This window comes from Sphingobacterium sp. LZ11T8 (assembly GCF_024261425.1).
Classification (GTDB): Bacteria; Bacteroidota; Bacteroidia; order Sphingobacteriales; family Sphingobacteriaceae; genus Sphingobacterium.
Genome location: NZ_JANBZY010000001.1, coordinates 843,368 through 858,942, shown reverse-complemented (window position 1 = coordinate 858,942; position 15,575 = coordinate 843,368). Strand labels below are relative to the sequence as shown.

General features: G+C 42.1%; 16 protein-coding genes. 14 read left to right on the top strand and 2 right to left on the bottom strand.

Annotated features, from left to right (window positions below; translation table 11 throughout):
* Positions 1-6: 6 nt before the first annotated feature.
* Together NLF99_RS03655 and NLF99_RS03650 are read right to left on the bottom strand one after the other, a co-directional pair.
* Positions 7-1,377 carry a regulatory iron-sulfur-containing complex subunit RicT gene (locus NLF99_RS03655; RefSeq protein WP_185212760.1) on the bottom strand — a complete coding sequence of 457 codons (1,371 nt, stop codon included), beginning with the start codon at positions 1,375-1,377 and terminating at the stop codon, positions 7-9.
* Between the two features lie 10 nt (positions 1,378-1,387).
* Entirely contained in the window at positions 1,388-2,530 is a 1,143-nt protein-coding gene (locus NLF99_RS03650; RefSeq protein WP_254526749.1) for a hypothetical protein, read from the bottom strand.
* Positions 2,531-2,660: 130 nt separating this feature from the next.
* Here NLF99_RS03650 and dnaN point away from each other — a divergent pair, with 130 nt between their 5' ends.
* The 14 genes from dnaN to NLF99_RS03580 all read left to right on the top strand — a co-directional run bounded on the left by dnaN (position 2,661) and on the right by NLF99_RS03580 (position 15,573).
* Positions 2,661-3,782 carry a DNA polymerase III subunit beta gene (gene dnaN, locus NLF99_RS03645; RefSeq protein WP_185212762.1) on the top strand — a complete coding sequence of 374 codons (1,122 nt, stop codon included), beginning with the start codon at positions 2,661-2,663 and terminating at the stop codon, positions 3,780-3,782.
* Positions 3,783-3,794: 12 nt separating this feature from the next.
* A complete protein-coding gene (locus tag NLF99_RS03640) occupies positions 3,795-4,451 on the top strand; it encodes a DedA family protein (RefSeq protein ID WP_185212763.1) in 657 nt (218 codons plus the stop codon).
* 104 nt (positions 4,452-4,555) lie between these two features.
* Positions 4,556-5,206, top strand: a complete 651-nt coding sequence (locus NLF99_RS03635) for a DedA family protein (RefSeq protein WP_185212764.1) — start codon at positions 4,556-4,558, stop codon at positions 5,204-5,206.
* Positions 5,207-5,265: 59 nt separating this feature from the next.
* The gene (locus tag NLF99_RS03630) at positions 5,266-5,835 is read left to right on the top strand and encodes a CAP domain-containing protein (RefSeq protein ID WP_254526748.1); all 570 of its coding nucleotides are present in this window, start codon (positions 5,266-5,268) and stop codon (positions 5,833-5,835) included.
* 38 nt (positions 5,836-5,873) lie between these two features.
* A complete protein-coding gene (locus tag NLF99_RS03625) occupies positions 5,874-6,746 on the top strand; it encodes a YicC/YloC family endoribonuclease (protein WP_185212766.1) in 873 nt (290 codons plus the stop codon).
* 1 nt (position 6,747) lies between these two features.
* On the top strand, positions 6,748-7,317 hold the full coding sequence (gene gmk, locus NLF99_RS03620; RefSeq protein ID WP_254526747.1) for a guanylate kinase: 570 nt from the start codon (positions 6,748-6,750) through the stop codon (positions 7,315-7,317).
* A gap of 1 nt (position 7,318) precedes the next feature.
* Positions 7,319-7,903: a nicotinate (nicotinamide) nucleotide adenylyltransferase gene (gene nadD, locus NLF99_RS03615; protein ID WP_254526746.1), complete on the top strand. Its 585-nt coding sequence runs from the start codon at positions 7,319-7,321 to the stop codon at positions 7,901-7,903.
* A gap of 105 nt (positions 7,904-8,008) precedes the next feature.
* On the top strand, positions 8,009-8,197 hold the full coding sequence (locus NLF99_RS03610) for a CsbD family protein (RefSeq protein WP_093099980.1): 189 nt from the start codon (positions 8,009-8,011) through the stop codon (positions 8,195-8,197).
* Between the two features lie 353 nt (positions 8,198-8,550).
* On the top strand, positions 8,551-9,327 hold the full coding sequence (gene surE / locus NLF99_RS03605; RefSeq protein ID WP_254526745.1) for a 5'/3'-nucleotidase SurE: 777 nt from the start codon (positions 8,551-8,553) through the stop codon (positions 9,325-9,327).
* Between the two features lie 3 nt (positions 9,328-9,330).
* Positions 9,331-9,594: a hypothetical protein gene (locus NLF99_RS03600; protein WP_185212770.1), complete on the top strand. Its 264-nt coding sequence runs from the start codon at positions 9,331-9,333 to the stop codon at positions 9,592-9,594.
* A gap of 14 nt (positions 9,595-9,608) precedes the next feature.
* On the top strand, positions 9,609-10,478 hold the full coding sequence (locus NLF99_RS03595) for a menaquinone biosynthesis family protein (protein WP_254526744.1): 870 nt from the start codon (positions 9,609-9,611) through the stop codon (positions 10,476-10,478).
* A gap of 129 nt (positions 10,479-10,607) precedes the next feature.
* Complete coding sequence (gene secA, locus NLF99_RS03590; protein ID WP_185212772.1) at positions 10,608-13,907, top strand: preprotein translocase subunit SecA; 3,300 nt, start codon at positions 10,608-10,610, stop codon at positions 13,905-13,907.
* A gap of 7 nt (positions 13,908-13,914) precedes the next feature.
* Complete coding sequence (locus NLF99_RS03585) at positions 13,915-14,370, top strand: SPOR domain-containing protein (RefSeq protein WP_185212773.1); 456 nt, start codon at positions 13,915-13,917, stop codon at positions 14,368-14,370.
* Between the two features lie 12 nt (positions 14,371-14,382).
* Entirely contained in the window at positions 14,383-15,573 is a 1,191-nt protein-coding gene (locus tag NLF99_RS03580; RefSeq protein ID WP_254526743.1) for a M20 family metallopeptidase, read from the top strand.
* The last annotated feature ends 2 nt before the right edge of the window (positions 15,574-15,575 follow it).

The following is a 15,575-nucleotide window of genomic DNA, read 5'->3' as shown; positions in this document are numbered from 1 at the left end:
TAGTACTTAACCCTCAGAATTATTGTCTTTGTTTTTGTTATTGAAACGTCTATTCTTGTTCTGAGGCCTTCTCCTATTGGTTTTCTGACCTTCTCCAGCTTCCGAATTTCCATTGTTTTCCTTTGGCTTAGGCTGTTTGTTGCCATTGTTTTGTGGCTTATTTTCAGCTTTTGGCTTTTGGTTGCCTTGTTCAGGACTTTGTTTCTGTCCATTCTCAGGCTTACCTGGAGTACGTTTTGGTTTGCGTTTCTTTTTCTTTTTATTGCGTTCGTCAAGGCGGGTCAAACTATCTTGTCCAACGACATTTTCATAGTCTGGAATCGCCACATTGATGATTTCCTCTTTTTCAGGGACGATCAATTCTTGCGGTTTCTTGCCTTGTGCGTTCAATTCAGCAAATTCTTTTACCTGCTGCACAGATAGTGGAATCCACGATTCTGCATGTGGATATGAAAACCACATGGTCTTCTTGAAGATATCTGTTTTCTGCAAGTAAGCCATACCAGAATGCGTTTCGATACGATCGATATTGTTTGGAATATCCTTTAAGGCATCCATATAGCTGTCCAATTCATAGTTCAGACAACATTTCAATTTACCGCATTGTCCCGCTAGTTTCAAGGTATTCAGGGAAAGGTTCTGATACCTAGCCGCAGAGGTAGAAACAGTTTTGAAGTCCGTAAGCCATGTCGAACAACAGAGCTCCCGTCCACAAGAACCAATTCCTCCCAAACGACTGGCTTCCTGGCGCATTCCGATCTGTCTCATCTCGATACGAATGCGGAAAGCTTCCGCCATTCTCTTGATCAGCTCCCGGAAATCCACACGGCCTTCTGCTGTATAGTAGAAGGTAGCCTTTGTCTTATCACCTTGATAATCTACGTCTGAAATCTTCATGGACAAGCCCAGCTCCAGTGCCAAATTACGGGCTCGGTGCATGGTTTCCCATTCAAGATCCTTTGCAAGATTATACTTGGCAACATCATTTTCTGTTGCCTTTCGGTATACTTTTTTTACAACGTCGTCAGGTTTAACGTTGTTCTTTTTCAATTGTAGTCTTACCAATTCACCAGTCAAAGAAACGTGGCCAATGTCGTATCCCCCAGTATTAGGTTCCACAACCACCATTTCTCCCATTTCAAGGTATAAATTGTCCGTATTTACAAAAAACTCCTTTCTTGAGCCTTTAAAACGAACTTCTACAATATCAAAAGGTTTATAGTTAGATGGCAAGTCCATATCGACTAACCAATCGTAAACATCCAATTTATTACATCCGCTGGTCATGCACGTACCGTTGTTATTGCAACCTGCTGGTACTGTGCCTAGTGATTTACTTCCGCAACCACCCCCGGATGAGCAACTGCCACATCCCATATGTCTAAAATTATATATATTGAGTTCCCGCTGGGAACGTATTGTATTTAAATAATAAAACTAACTGCAAAGATAAATCTAAAAATAATATTTTAGGATTTGCGTTTCTTTCCACAGAATAATGCGTTTTTTCCAGTAATTCTATAGCAACCTGCAACTTTTCCAAGCTGCTGATCTCACTAAATTTTTTCACGAACTCCAATTCCGCATTCTTAAGAAAGACTAATTGATCTAGCCCTTGGTTTAAAAGCACGATCTGTCTGAGCACATTTATGCTGTACAATAAGAACAGTTTTTGGTTCTCCCGGCCCAATTTGCTGATTTCTTCATCACAGATCTGAATAATGTTCAAACCTGCATCCGTCACGATACACCTCAACCAACGGATCAAAAGGTCAAAGTTTTCGTTAGAAGACTCTTCCAGCTGGTCCAGTGCGGATTGCATGTTTCCATCAGCGATAAAAGCCACCTCATTGGCACGAACAGGATCTATATTTTTCTGCTCGATCAGGAACTGCATCAATTCCTCATGGGAAAGCTTATTGACCTTCATCAATTGCGTCCTGGAGATGATCGTGTTCAAGATCTTGTCCTGATTTTCGGCAACCAACAAGAACAAAGTCTTCGCAGGAGGCTCTTCGATCAATTTCAACAGAGCATTGCCCTGTGTATCGAGATATTCCGGCAGCCACATGATCAAAACCTTATATTCAGCTTCAAAAGCTTTCAGGCTTAATTTCTTGATGATATCATGCGCTTCGGCGATATTGATGTTTGCCTGTTTGTTTTCCGCTTCCAATTGGTTTCTCCAATGGCTCAAGCTCAGATAAGGATTTTCCAGAAAGGCCTTACGCCAATCTTCCATATGGGTACTTGCCGTTTCATCCGCTTTTTTTGCAAAGAAAGGATAAGAAAAGTGTAAGTCAGGGTGAATCAATTTCTCGTACTTTAGGCATGAAGGGCATATCCCACAGCTATCGTCGGCTTGCGGCTGTTCACAATTGATAAACTGGGCATAGGCAAGGGCCAAAGCTAAGCTGCCAGATCCTTCTGGACCTAGAAACAGTTGAGCGTGACTTACTCGATTTTCTCTTACCGTTGAAATAAGATGTTGTTTGAGCGCCTGATGGCCTACGATATTTTTAAATTGCATACCTAATCTTACAAATGTACAAATTTTAATGCAGTGCTTTTTAATGTTTATGCAGCTGAACTCGAATTTGAATTGCAAAAAATTAGATTCTTTTCTGTATTATTGCAATAAAATCTATTAGCTAAAAGAAATGAGATTTATTGTATCTACATCTATATTACTTAAACAATTACAAGCTATTAGTGGCGCCTCCAGCTCCAGCACGGTGCTACCAATCCTAGAAAACTTCTTGTTTGAAATCAAGGACAACCTCCTGACCATCTCCGCTACGGATTTACAGACCAGTATGGTGACCACCCTTCAGATTGAAGCTAAGGAAGAAGGACGCGTTGCTATGCCATCAAAAATCTTGATCGAGACGTTGAAAACTCTTCCGGATCAGCCTGTGGCATTCTCTGTAGATACCAAAACTTTAGCTATCGAGATTTCTGCCGGAGACGGTAAATACAAGCTTAGTGGTGAAAATGCGGACGACTTCCCAAAAATCCCTGTCGTAGAGAATATTTCTACCGTAAATATCTCTGCACCGATCTTGTTGGAAGCCATCAATAAAACCATTTTTGCAGTAAGCAATGACGAACTTCGCCCTGCCATGTCAGGCGTATTCGTGCAATTGGCGGAGCAATCGACTACTTTTGTGGCTACTGATGCGCATAAATTGGTCCGTTATCGCCGCACAGATGTTGGAGCTGATAAACCAACATCGATCATTTTGCCTAAAAAAGCACTTACTCTATTAAAATCATCTCTTCCTTCGGATGATGTGAATGTTTCAATAGAGTACAACAATACCAACGCATTCTTCCAATTCGGAACCATCAACTTGATCTGTAGATTGATCGATGAGCGTTATCCAGATTACGAAGCCGTAATCCCTCGTTTGAACCCTAATAAACTGACTGTAGACCGTTCTTTATTCCTGAACACCCTACGCCGTGTGGTAATCTTTGCAAACAAAACTACACACCAAGTAAGGTTAAAGATCTCAGGAAGCGAACTGCACATCTCTGCTGAGGATTTGGACTTCTCCAATGAGGCACACGAGAGATTGAGCTGTCAGTTTGAAGGTGAAGACATGGAGATCGGATTCAACGCGAAGTTCTTGGTAGAAATGCTTAATAACCTAAACTGTGAAGAGGTCGTACTGGAAATGAGTACACCAAACCGTGCAGGTTTATTAGTACCGGCAATCAAGGAAGAACACGAAGATATCTTGATGTTGGTGATGCCAGTGATGTTGAACAATATTTAATAGCTCAAAACTTTGGATTTAATTTATTCCCTAATTGACTTTATCCTCCATATTGATGATCATTTGGTGGAAATCGTCAATAACTATCAGACTTGGACCTATTTGATCCTCTTCCTGATCATTTTTGCCGAAACTGGTCTTGTCGTTACTCCATTCTTACCTGGAGACTCCCTTCTATTTGCAACTGGCGCAATCATCGCCAAGCCAGAAACTGATCTGAACGTCTTTTTGATGTGGGGATTGTTGATGGTGGCAGGTATTTTAGGAGACATGGTGAACTACCATATCGGTAAGTACATTGGACCAAAAGCCTTTTCAGGGAAATATAAGTTCCTAAAGAAAGAATATTTAGAAAAGACAGAGAAGTTCTACGATAAATACGGTGGCAAAACCATTATCTACGCGCGTTTTGTTCCGATCGTCAGGACCTTTGCCCCATTTGTAGCTGGTGTAGGATCAATGTCCTACGGAAAGTTTGCTTCATACAATGTTATCGGAGCCATTTTATGGGTAACCTCCTTTTTGTTTATTGGATACTTCTTCGGAGGCCTTCCAATTATCAAGGACAACTTTACCTTAGTGGTCTTCGCCATCATTATCTTGTCCATACTGCCTCCAATCATTGAGGTGATCAAAGAAAAATACGGAAAGAAAAAGGAAGCTGAGTAAGCTTCCTTTTTCTTTTAAATAGCCCTATTGCAGACTCAGGATCATATTCAAGGAAAAGAATTAGCTTGGTGCAATTCTTGCAGTGGAAATTCGAATTTGAAAACATGGAATTAATTTCAACCCTGATCGACTTTATTCTCCATATCGACAAGCATTTGATCGATATTACCCAAGAATATCAGACTTGGACCTACCTGATCCTTTTCCTGATCATCTTTGCAGAGACTGGACTGGTGGTTACCCCATTCCTTCCCGGCGACTCGGTCCTGTTCGCCATGGGAGCCCTGATCGCAAAACCTGAAACAAACCTTAGTCTTTGGGTCATGCTGGTCCTGTTGATTGCCGCGGCCATTATCGGTGATTTTGTCAACTATGAAATAGGGAAACACTTTGGACAGCGGGTCTTTACAAAAGACTCCAAGATCTTCAAGCTCTCCTATCTTGAGAAAACCCAAAGCTTTTACAATAAATATGGCCTCAAGACCATTATCTATGCACGTTTTGTGCCCATTGTCAGGACCTTTGCCCCGTTTGTTGCCGGCGTAGTCAAGATGCCTTATTCCAAATTCGGTCTATACAATATCGTTGGAGGTGTCCTGTGGGTAACGATGTTTCTTTTGGGCGGTTATTTCTTCGGGCAGATCCCATTTGTCAAGAACAATTTCTCGATCGTGGTGCTTGCCATCATCGGCATCTCCCTATTGCCCCCTATCATTGAGGTCATAAAAGAAAAAACAGCCAAGAAATCAGCTTAAATTAATAAAGCTGTTTAAACGTTGAGTTTTTTCTGAAGTCTGTATCCTTAAACACAGCTATGAGATATATTTTATTTGCATTTATCATTTGGGCACAGCCAATCCTTGCCCAGAACATCAAGATCGACAAACGCGAAGCCAAGAAAGCTTACCAATACCTCAATGATTTTCGGATGAACCCCAAGAAATATGGTCGCGAAATTCGGGTGAACAATCTTAGAAATGTAAAACAGACCCGTTTGGTCTGGAATGATAAACTGGCAAAAGTAGCTGAGGAGCGAGCCAAAGATATGGCGAGGAGAAATTACTTCGACCATACCGACCCAAGCGGTTACGGACCAAATTACCATATCAACAAGGCAGGAAATTACTTAAATCCCGATTGGCTGAAGAAAAAAAGCACCAATAATTTTGAGTCCATCGGAGCCAACCACGAAACCGCCATTGATGGCATCAAATCCTTTATCATTGGCCGTGGATCGCCCGGATTTATGCACAGGAAGCATGTTTTGGGCATGGATGAATGGAACGGATCTTTAAAGGATATAGGCATAGGTTTTGCCCGCGTAAAGCGTGGTGCCGCCTATAAAACCTATTTATGCGTGATAATCGCCAAACATGATTGGTAATAGACTCGTTCTTTTCTGTAAGTTTTTTACCTTTGCATATGATAAAATCGATGACAGGTTACGGTATGGGGACCGCTGAAAACGGAACCGTTAAATATACCGTAGAGATCAAATCCTTAAATTCTAAGTTCTTGGAACTTAACCTTCGCCTACCAAAAGCTGTTTCAGACAAGGAATTGGTGCTTCGTGGTGAATGCAGCAAACTGATTGAACGCGGTAAGGTAAATATCAACATAAGCACCGAATATGTTGACCAAACTGCCAAAGCAGCAAGTATCAACGCAGATCTATTAAAAGAATACTATAGACAATTGCAGGACATTGCCTTCCAATTGGGCGATACCAAAGCCAATCTTTTTGAACAAGCCCTGAACATGCCTGAAGTTATCAGCCATGATGATGAGGTGGACGAAGAAGAAGGCAAGGTCTTGATGGATTCCTTTTACGCTGCAGTAAAACAGTTCAACAGCTTTAGAGCTGATGAGGGCGCTGTCCTTAAAAAGGATCTTGAATACCGTGTTTCCTTGATTTTATCATACCTAACCGAAGTAGAAGCTGTTGAAGGAAGCCGTATTCCCTTGATCCGTGAAAGGATCAACCAATATATGGAAGAAGCTGTGGGCAAAGAGAATGTAGACATGAACCGTTTTGAACAAGAACTGGTTTTTTACATCGAGAAACTAGATATCACGGAAGAGAAAGTTCGCCTTCGCTCCCACTGCAACTATTTTGTGGAAGCCCTGAACAGCCAAGATTCCAATGGTAAGAAACTAGGATTTATTTCCCAGGAAATGGGCCGTGAAATCAATACCTTGGGTTCAAAGGCCAACAATGCCCAGATCCAACAGATTGTCGTGAAAATGAAGGACGAGTTGGAAAAAGTCAAAGAACAACTATTAAACGTACTATAGCATGAGCGGAAAACTGATTATTTTTTCTGCTCCATCTGGGGCAGGGAAAACAACTATCGTTAGAAGATTATTGGAAAAGCATAGCGATAAGATTGCATTTTCTATCTCTGCAAGCACCCGTCAACCCCGCGGTGCTGAAGTAAATGGTGTCGATTACTACTTTATTTCCAAAGAAGACTTCTTGCACAAAGTGGCTAAACACGAATTCATAGAATTTGAAGAGGTTTACTCAGGAACATTCTACGGAACCCTGCGGTCTGAGGTAGAGCGTATCTGGAACGAAGGCAAGCACGTGATCTTTGATATCGATGTGGTTGGAGGACTTCGCTTGAAATCTAAGTTCCCAGACCAAGCCTTGGCTATTTTCGTAAATCCTCCTTCCTTAGAAGTCTTGAAAGAAAGATTGACCGGGAGAGGTACAGATTCCCAGGAAAAATTGAACGAACGATTTGCAAAGGCGGAACATGAGCTGAGCTTTGCCGATAAATTTGATGTGATCCTGCATAACAATGACCTGGAAACAGCCTGTGCAGAAGCAGAAAAACTGGTATTAGACTTTATCAATTCATAATATGGCAAAAAGTAAAGTTGGATTATTCTTTGGTTCCTTTAATCCTGTCCATATCGGACATTTGATTATTGCCAATTATATGGCCAACTATACTTCTTTGGACGAGGTATGGTTCATTGTATCCCCTCAGAATCCCTTTAAGGAGAAAAAGAGCCTTGGTAACATGTATGATCGCCTGGAAATGGTCAATTTGGCCATTGAAGGTTCGGATAAACTACGTGCCAGCGACATCGAGTTTTCATTGCCTCAACCCTCCTATACCATAGATACCCTCACCCACTTGACGGAAAAATATCCGACCAAGGAATTTATCCTGATCATGGGGGAAGACAATCTCCAGGGACTTTTGAAATGGAAGAATGCGGATATCCTGCTTCGCGACTATAAAATCGTGGTCTATCCTAGACCCGGCTATGATGGCGGCGAATTGAAGGAACATCCATCCATCAGCATGACCGATACGCCTGTTATGGAACTGTCGTCCACCTTCCTGAGAAACGCCATCAAGGAGGGGAAATCCATTAAGTTTTACACCCCGGATGCAGTCATCGATTTTATCGACAAAAAGGGGCTATATTCATCCTAACCGCAGAATACCTTTCACTTTATTAAAAAAATAAATTTTTGAAAACCATTTTTTCAACTTCCTGTTTATCGTATATATCACATTAATCAAAGGAGGAAAATCAAAATGGATAAATTAGATTTAAAAGGTAAATGGAACGAGTTGAAAGGCAAGATCAAACAACAATATGCCGAGTGGACAGATGATGATTTGGCCTATGAAGAAGGAAAAGACGATGAGTTACTGGGCAAATTGCAACAGAAGCTTGGTAAATCCAGAGAAGAAGTAATTGACTGGTTGAATAAACTAGGTTAATGTAATAAATAGGAAGAAGAAGGTCGACATCATGTCGACCTTCTTCTATTATAGAGTATGGCTAAAATCTAGGCCTTGGATTTCAGCTTGAAAGCAGCCTGTTTATAGCAGAATTACCTTGACCTTATTCGAGGCATATTCGAGAGACCTCTTCAAAATTCAATTTTGCCTCGAATAAGGGTAAAACAAGGTCAAAAGATAAATATATAGCCTCAGCATGCAGATGGGTAGAAAGAATAATGTGGCATGTTATCCATTCCTTACGGAAGGCTTAATGGAAACCTATTGAATCTTTAACATCTTCATGATTTTGGGAGGCTGATAATGAACTCATATTTTACTAACTTAGCACTATGACAAAAAAGAGACCCACGATATTGGTCGTAAATGACGATGGAATTACGGCGCCAGGAATAAAAATTCTTTTAGAGGTTATGCAGGAAATTGGGGATGTCGTGGTGGTAGCACCGGACAGTCCACAGTCTGGAATGGGCCATGCCATTACGATTGGCAAGCCTTTACGACTGGATAAGATAGACCTGTATCCTGGGGTTGAGATGTATAAATGTTCGGGTACTCCTGTTGATTGCGTCAAATTGGCCGTCAACAAGATCTTTAAAGGAAAGAAACCAGACTTATGTGTGTCAGGTATCAACCATGGTTTGAACTACTCCATCAACGTGCTGTATTCAGGGACCATGTCTGCAGCTGTGGAAGGGGCTATCGAGGGTATCCCATCGATTGGATATTCTTTGGATGACTTCGCGCACAATGCCGATTTTTCCCATACCCGTTCCTGGGTGAAGACCATTGCAGAGCAGGTATTGAAAAACGGCCTGCCTAAAAACTCCCTATTGAACGTGAACTTTCCAAATAAGAACGTAGATATCAAGGGCATCAAAATCTGCAGGCAAGCGAATGCCAAGTGGTTTGAGGAGTTTGATGAACGTTTGGACCCCTATAAGAGAGAGTATTTTTGGATGACCGGTAAATTTGACTTGCAGGATCGCGGGGAAGATACCGACGCCTATGCGATCATAAATGGTTATGTTTCCATCGTACCGACGCAGTTTGATATGACAGCTCACCATGTTATTCCGGAGTTGAATTCTTGGTCATTTGACAGTTAATACATGAAAAACAGTCTTCTTGTGGGCGTGCTAATGGGATTAGTTTGCCCATTGATAGCCTTTTTGGCGATGAAATTCACCAATATCCAAACCCAGGTCTTTCCCGATAAACCGACCGGTCTATATGTGATTGCTGCTGCAATCAATTTAGTAGGTTGTTGGATCAGTTATAAAAAGGAAAAGGATCTATTGGGGAACGGTTTGGTATTGGCAACTTTTTTAGGAATGATACTATTGGTGCTGACCAAGAACATCAGCATCACATAAAATTGAAAGAAAACATGGAACTTACATTGGGATTTTCTCCCTGTCCGAACGATACCTTTATATTTGATGCCTTGATCCATAACAAGATCGATTGCGAAGGCCTACAGTTTCACGTGGAATACCATGATGTTGAAACCTTGAATGCCAAGGCATTCCGGGGCGACCTGGACATCACTAAACTGAGCTACCATGCCTTTGCGTATGCCGTGGAGGACTATGAGCTTTTGGATGCTGGGTCTGCACTTGGGTTTGGTGTAGGACCTTTGTTGATCTGCAAGGATGAGTCCCTGGCAAAAGAATTGGCTAGTTATGCCGGTCAGGATCTACCCGAACGATTCAAAGAGCTGAAGGTGGGAATCCCCGGGAAATTTACGACAGCGAACTTCTTGTTGAGCTTGGCCTTTCCAGGCCTGTTGAACAAGCAGGTCATGCTGTTTTCAGAAATTGAGCAGTCCTTACTGGACGGGAGCATCGATATCGGGCTGATCATCCATGAAAACAGGTTTACCTATATGGACAAAGGTCTGCACAAAATCGTGGACCTGGGCGACTATTGGGAGAGAACCACGGGTTCGGCCATCCCTTTGGGCGGGATCGTGATCAAGAGATCGCTGCCAGAAGAGGTCAAGCTGAAGGTGAACCGGTTGATTTCGGAAAGCGTCAGGTTTGGTTTTGACCACCCTAAGTCGGGGCTGGAGTATATCCGTTCGCATGCCCAGGAAATGGAAGAATCGGTGATGTACAAGCATATTGAACTCTATGTAAACCAGTATTCCGAAAACCTAGGTGAAGAGGGGAAAAAGGCCATCCGACAGATGTTTGAAAAGGCACTGGAACTCAACTTAGTGCCCAGTACGGGGAAAAACATATTTTTAGTAAAATAATTGATAAAAAAGAATCAGGAAAGCATTAGTTATCAACCTTAATAATTAAATTTGCCCGATTAATGTCAAAATGTCTGCTTATTTGATTTGGAGTCATTATTGTACATGCGAATAGAGAAATAGAAAATTATGTTAAAGTTTTTAAGCAAGTTATTTGGTAGTAAGTCCGAAAGAGATGTTAAGGGAGTACAGCCATTAGTAAATAAAATCAAGGAAGAATACGAGAAATTATCCGCTTTGACGCATGATGAGCTACGTGGGAAGACCTTGGATTTTAAACAAAGAATCGGCAACTATTTGCAAGACATCGACAATGAAATCAACAGTCTGAAGCAAGAGGCTGAGGCTACGGAGGACATGGAGCTAAAAACTTCAACCTACGACAAGATTGACAAATTGACAAAAGATCGCGATAAGAAGCTTGAGGAAGTATTATTGGAAATATTACCTGAAGCTTTTGCTGTTGTTAAGGAAACAGCTCGTCGCTTTACAGAAAATAAAGAGATTGAGGTTACGGCATCTGAATTCGATAGAGAAATCGCTGCCCGTAAACCGAACGTTAGCATTCAAGGAGATAAAGCCATTTGGAAGAACACTTGGATCGCTGCGGGTTCTGAAGTTACCTGGAACATGGTTCACTACGACGTACAGTTGATCGGTGGTATCGTGTTGCACCAAGGAAAGATTGCCGAGATGTCAACGGGTGAAGGTAAGACCTTGGTAGGAACATTGCCTACTTACTTGAACGCTTTGGCGGGTCAAGGTATCCACATCGTAACGGTGAACGACTATTTGGCACGTCGTGACTCGGAATGGAACGGTCCTATCTTCGAATTCCACGGAATGAGCGTTGACTGTATCGACAAATACCAACCGAACTCACCACAACGTCGTCAGGCTTATATGAGCGATATCGTTTATGGTACAAACAACGAGTTTGGTTTTGACTATTTGCGTGACAATATGACGAACACCAAAGAATCTATGGTTCAGCGCAAATTGCACTTTGCCATGATCGATGAGGTGGATTCGGTATTGATCGATGATGCGCGTACGCCATTGATTATCTCTGGACCTATTCCAATGGGCGACCAACATGAGTTCTATCAATTGAAACCAAGGATCGAACGGTTGGTAAATGCTCAAAAAGCCTATATCAACACGGTTTTGAACCAAGCGAAGAAAGCAATTGCAGATAATGACACCGATCCTGAAAAAGGTGGATTGGCATTATTCCGTGCTTACCGTGGTTTGCCTAAGAACAAAGCATTAATTAAATATCTATCTGAAGGAAATCACCGTCAGATCCTACAAAAAGTAGAAAACTACTATATGCAAGAGCAAAACCGTCATATGCCTAAGGCAGATGCGGAACTGTTCTTCGTTATCGATGAGAAAAACAATCAGGTAGAACTTACTGAAAAAGGTATTGAGTTGATCACTGCTACAGGTGAGGATCCAAACTTCTTTATCCTTCCAGACGTAGGTACTGAGATTGCTGAAATCGAAAAAGCAGATCTTCCTATCGAAGAGAAAGCTCAACAGAAAGAAGAGTTGATGCGCGATTACTCAATCAAAGCAGAGCGTATCCACTCCATCAACCAATTGTTAAAAGCTTATACCCTATTTGAAATCGACGATCAATATATCGTTGATGAGGGTAAGGTTAAGATTGTAGATGAGCAAACCGGTCGTATCATGGACGGACGTCGTTATTCTGACGGATTACACCAAGCGATCGAAGCCAAAGAGAACGTAAAGGTCGAGGATGCTACCCAAACGTATGCAACCATTACCTTACAGAACTACTTCCGTATGTACCACAAGCTATCGGGAATGACCGGTACGGCATCAACAGAGGCTGGAGAGCTTTGGGAAATCTACAAATTGGATGTGGTTGAAATTCCAACGAACAAAGTAATTCAACGTGATGACCGTCAAGATTTGATCTATCGTACGGCACGTGAGAAATATAATGCGGTAGCACAAGAAATCCAGACCTTGACAGAACAAGGCCGACCAGTATTGGTGGGTACGACTTCTGTAGAGATTTCAGAGTTGTTGAGCCGTATGTTGAAGTTACGTGGTGTAAAACACAACGTGTTGAACGCGAAGCTTCACCAAAAAGAGGCAGACATCGTTGCAGAAGCAGGACGTCCAGGCCAAGTAACCATTGCCACCAACATGGCAGGTCGTGGTACGGATATTAAGCTTACCCAAGAGGTAATCAATGCAGGTGGTTTAGCGATCATCGGTACAGAGCGCCATGAGTCTCGTCGTGTTGACCGTCAGTTAAGAGGTCGTGCAGGACGTCAAGGGGATCCAGGTTCATCTCAATTCTTTGTATCCCTAGAAGATCCATTGATGCGTTTATTCGCTTCAGAGCGTATCTCTAACCTTATGGTTAAAATGGGTGTTGAAGATGGCGAGGTAATGCAACACGGTATGTTGACCAAATCTATCGAGCGTGCACAACGTAAAGTAGAGGAAAACAACTTCGGTACACGTAAGCATCTATTGGAATACGATGACGTGATGAACTCGCAACGTACGGTAATCTATACCAAACGTAAGAACGCGTTGTTCGGTGAGCGTTTAGATGTAGATTTGAACAATACCATCTATGATGTTGTTGAGGATGTTGTATTGGAGGCAAAAGAGGACAATTCCTATGATGAATTCCAAATCGAGGTGATCCGTGTATTTGCAATCAATCCTGAAATTACACAAGAAGAATTTGCAAGTGAGTCAGCGCCTAATTTAGTTGACAAATTATTTGATCAAGTTATCAATTACTACCACCGCAAGGCTGTAAACATCGCTGAACAGACTTTACCGGTATTGACAAACGTGCTTGCTGAGCGTGGTGGTATGATAGAAAATATCATTGTTCCTTTTACAGATGGAATTCGTGGCATTCAAGTTGCTACAAATTTGCAAAAAGCTGTAGAAAGTAAAGGTAAAGACGTATTCAAATCATTTGAGAAAGGCATCGTTCTAGCTTTGATTGATGAAGCATGGAAAGAGCACCTTCGTGAGATGGATGATTTGAAACAATCTGTACAGAACGCGCGATACGAGCAAAAAGACCCTATCATTATCTATAAAATGGAGGCTTACAACTTGTTTAAGACAATGTTGGCCGGCATGAACAAAGATATTGTTAGCTTCTTGTTCAAAGGCGAGATTCCTGGACAGCAGCAAGAACCTCAAAACATTCAAGCAGCACGCCCAGAAGCGCCAAAGGTAAAAGTTAAAGAAACAAAAGAAGAGTTAAGTTCTCCAACTGGAGTATCTGAAGAGGACCTGAACACGCAGGAAGCTCAAGTTACCCAACCTATCCGTAAGGATCAGGCCATTGGAAGAAATGATGAATGTCCTTGTGGTTCTGGGTTGAAGTATAAAAACTGTCACGGAAAACAAGGTTAATTAAAAAATGAAATACAAAGGATTTATAGTTAGCTTCTTGATGCTGTTCGCCATCGTATCAGTATCAAAGGCACAAGAGAACAAAGTAATTGTTGAAAAGGATTCTTTAATCGGACTTTTACAAGAATTCCGTTCATTCTATGCTTTAAATCCTACCGCCAGTAAGACGGTAAGTCTGGAGCCTAAAACCATTGACAAATCTCGTGCAACACGTGTGAAGGTCCGTGGTTTTAGGGTACAGATCTTTTCTGGTTCCAGCCGCAGGGATGCTGAAAATGTACAGCGTAGTTTCCAAAGCCAGAATTCAGATATCAATGCTTACCTAGATTATGTAGAACCAAACTACAGGGTCAAAGTAGGCGACTTTACTAGCCGTTCTGCAGCGACGGCCTATATGCGAGAGCTTCGCGGCCGATACAATAATGTATTTGTCTTTGTCGAGGACGTCTGGACATGGCAATAGTGGAGGATCAACATGCCAATATCAAAACAAAGAATTCAAGAATTAGCCCAATCTTACTTTCAAGAAACGGTAAACAACAGAAGGTTCCTACATCAGAATCCTGAATTGTCCTTTGAAGAATACAACACCTCGGCATTTATCAAACAAGTGCTGACAGACCTGGAGATTCCTTTTGAACCCATGGCCAATACAGGCGTTGTAGCCTTGATCAAAGGAGATTTACCTTCGGACAAAGTGCTTGCCCTACGAGCAGATATGGACGCACTTCCGATCACTGAGGTGGAAGGCAGATCGTATGGCTCCAAGAATGTCGGGGTGATGCATGCCTGTGGGCATGATGTGCATACCTCTTCTTTGCTGGGGGTGGCTAAGATATTGAATGAATTGAAGCCTGAATTTGGCGGAACCCTGAAGCTTATCTTCCAACCTGGAGAAGAAAGGCTACCGGGAGGTGCTTCCTTAATGATCAAGGAAGGGGTATTGCAAAATCCCGAACCTCAAGGGATCGTTGGACAGCATGTAATGCCTTTTATCGAAGCCGGCAAAGTTGGTTTCCGCTCCGGTAAATATATGGCATCCTGCGATGAGTTGTTTATGACGGTTCGTGGTAAAGGAGGGCATGGAGCTCAACCCCATCAGAATATTGACCCCATCGCCATTACGGCGCAGATCATATCGGCCATGCAACAGATTGTGAGCCGTGTTGCAGATCCAAGGACCCCTTCGGTTTTATCTTGGGGGAAGATCATTGGAAATGGCGCTACAAACGTTATCCCTGAAGAGGTTTATCTGGAAGGTACTTTCAGGACCTTTGATGAAAAATGGAGAGCGGAAGCCCATGAGAAAATGCACAAGATGGCAGTTGGCATTGCAGAAGGTATGGGTGCTACCTGTGATTTTGAAATCAGAAAAGGATATCCATTCCTGATCAATGAACCTCAGATTACGGAAGCTTCCCGTTCGTATGCCCAAGAGTATCTTGGCCATGAGAATGTTGTTGAGCTTGATCTATGGCCGGCAGCAGAGGATTTTGCCTATTATTCTCAAGAAACAAATGCATGTTTCTATAGGTTGGGCACAGGAAATCAAGCCAAAGGAATACAATCTGCAGTACATACTTCAACCTTTGACATCGACGAAACTGCACTTCAAACCAGTATTGGTCTGATGTCCTATATTGCAGTCCGTTATTTAGGCAATTAATT

What these genes read in the sequence shown, in the direction of transcription:
- NLF99_RS03655 (WP_185212760.1), bottom strand. Translation starts at nt 1,377, where the DNA reads ATGGGATGTGGCAGTTGCTCATCCGGGGGTGGTTGCGGAAGTAAATCA.
- NLF99_RS03650 (WP_254526749.1), bottom strand. Translation starts at nt 2,530, where the DNA reads ATGCAATTTAAAAATATCGTAGGCCATCAGGCGCTCAAACAACATCTT.
- dnaN (WP_185212762.1), top strand. Translation starts at nt 2,661, where the DNA reads ATGAGATTTATTGTATCTACATCTATATTACTTAAACAATTACAAGCT.
- NLF99_RS03635 (WP_185212764.1), top strand. Translation starts at nt 4,556, where the DNA reads ATGGAATTAATTTCAACCCTGATCGACTTTATTCTCCATATCGACAAG.
- NLF99_RS03630 (WP_254526748.1), top strand. Translation starts at nt 5,266, where the DNA reads ATGAGATATATTTTATTTGCATTTATCATTTGGGCACAGCCAATCCTT.
- NLF99_RS03625 (WP_185212766.1), top strand. Translation starts at nt 5,874, where the DNA reads ATGATAAAATCGATGACAGGTTACGGTATGGGGACCGCTGAAAACGGA.
- gmk (WP_254526747.1), top strand. Translation starts at nt 6,748, where the DNA reads ATGAGCGGAAAACTGATTATTTTTTCTGCTCCATCTGGGGCAGGGAAA.
- nadD (WP_254526746.1), top strand. Translation starts at nt 7,319, where the DNA reads ATGGCAAAAAGTAAAGTTGGATTATTCTTTGGTTCCTTTAATCCTGTC.
- NLF99_RS03610 (WP_093099980.1), top strand. Translation starts at nt 8,009, where the DNA reads ATGGATAAATTAGATTTAAAAGGTAAATGGAACGAGTTGAAAGGCAAG.
- surE (WP_254526745.1), top strand. Translation starts at nt 8,551, where the DNA reads ATGACAAAAAAGAGACCCACGATATTGGTCGTAAATGACGATGGAATT.
- NLF99_RS03600 (WP_185212770.1), top strand. Translation starts at nt 9,331, where the DNA reads ATGAAAAACAGTCTTCTTGTGGGCGTGCTAATGGGATTAGTTTGCCCA.
- NLF99_RS03595 (WP_254526744.1), top strand. Translation starts at nt 9,609, where the DNA reads ATGGAACTTACATTGGGATTTTCTCCCTGTCCGAACGATACCTTTATA.
- secA (WP_185212772.1), top strand. Translation starts at nt 10,608, where the DNA reads ATGTTAAAGTTTTTAAGCAAGTTATTTGGTAGTAAGTCCGAAAGAGAT.
- NLF99_RS03585 (WP_185212773.1), top strand. Translation starts at nt 13,915, where the DNA reads ATGAAATACAAAGGATTTATAGTTAGCTTCTTGATGCTGTTCGCCATC.
- NLF99_RS03580 (WP_254526743.1), top strand. Translation starts at nt 14,383, where the DNA reads ATGCCAATATCAAAACAAAGAATTCAAGAATTAGCCCAATCTTACTTT.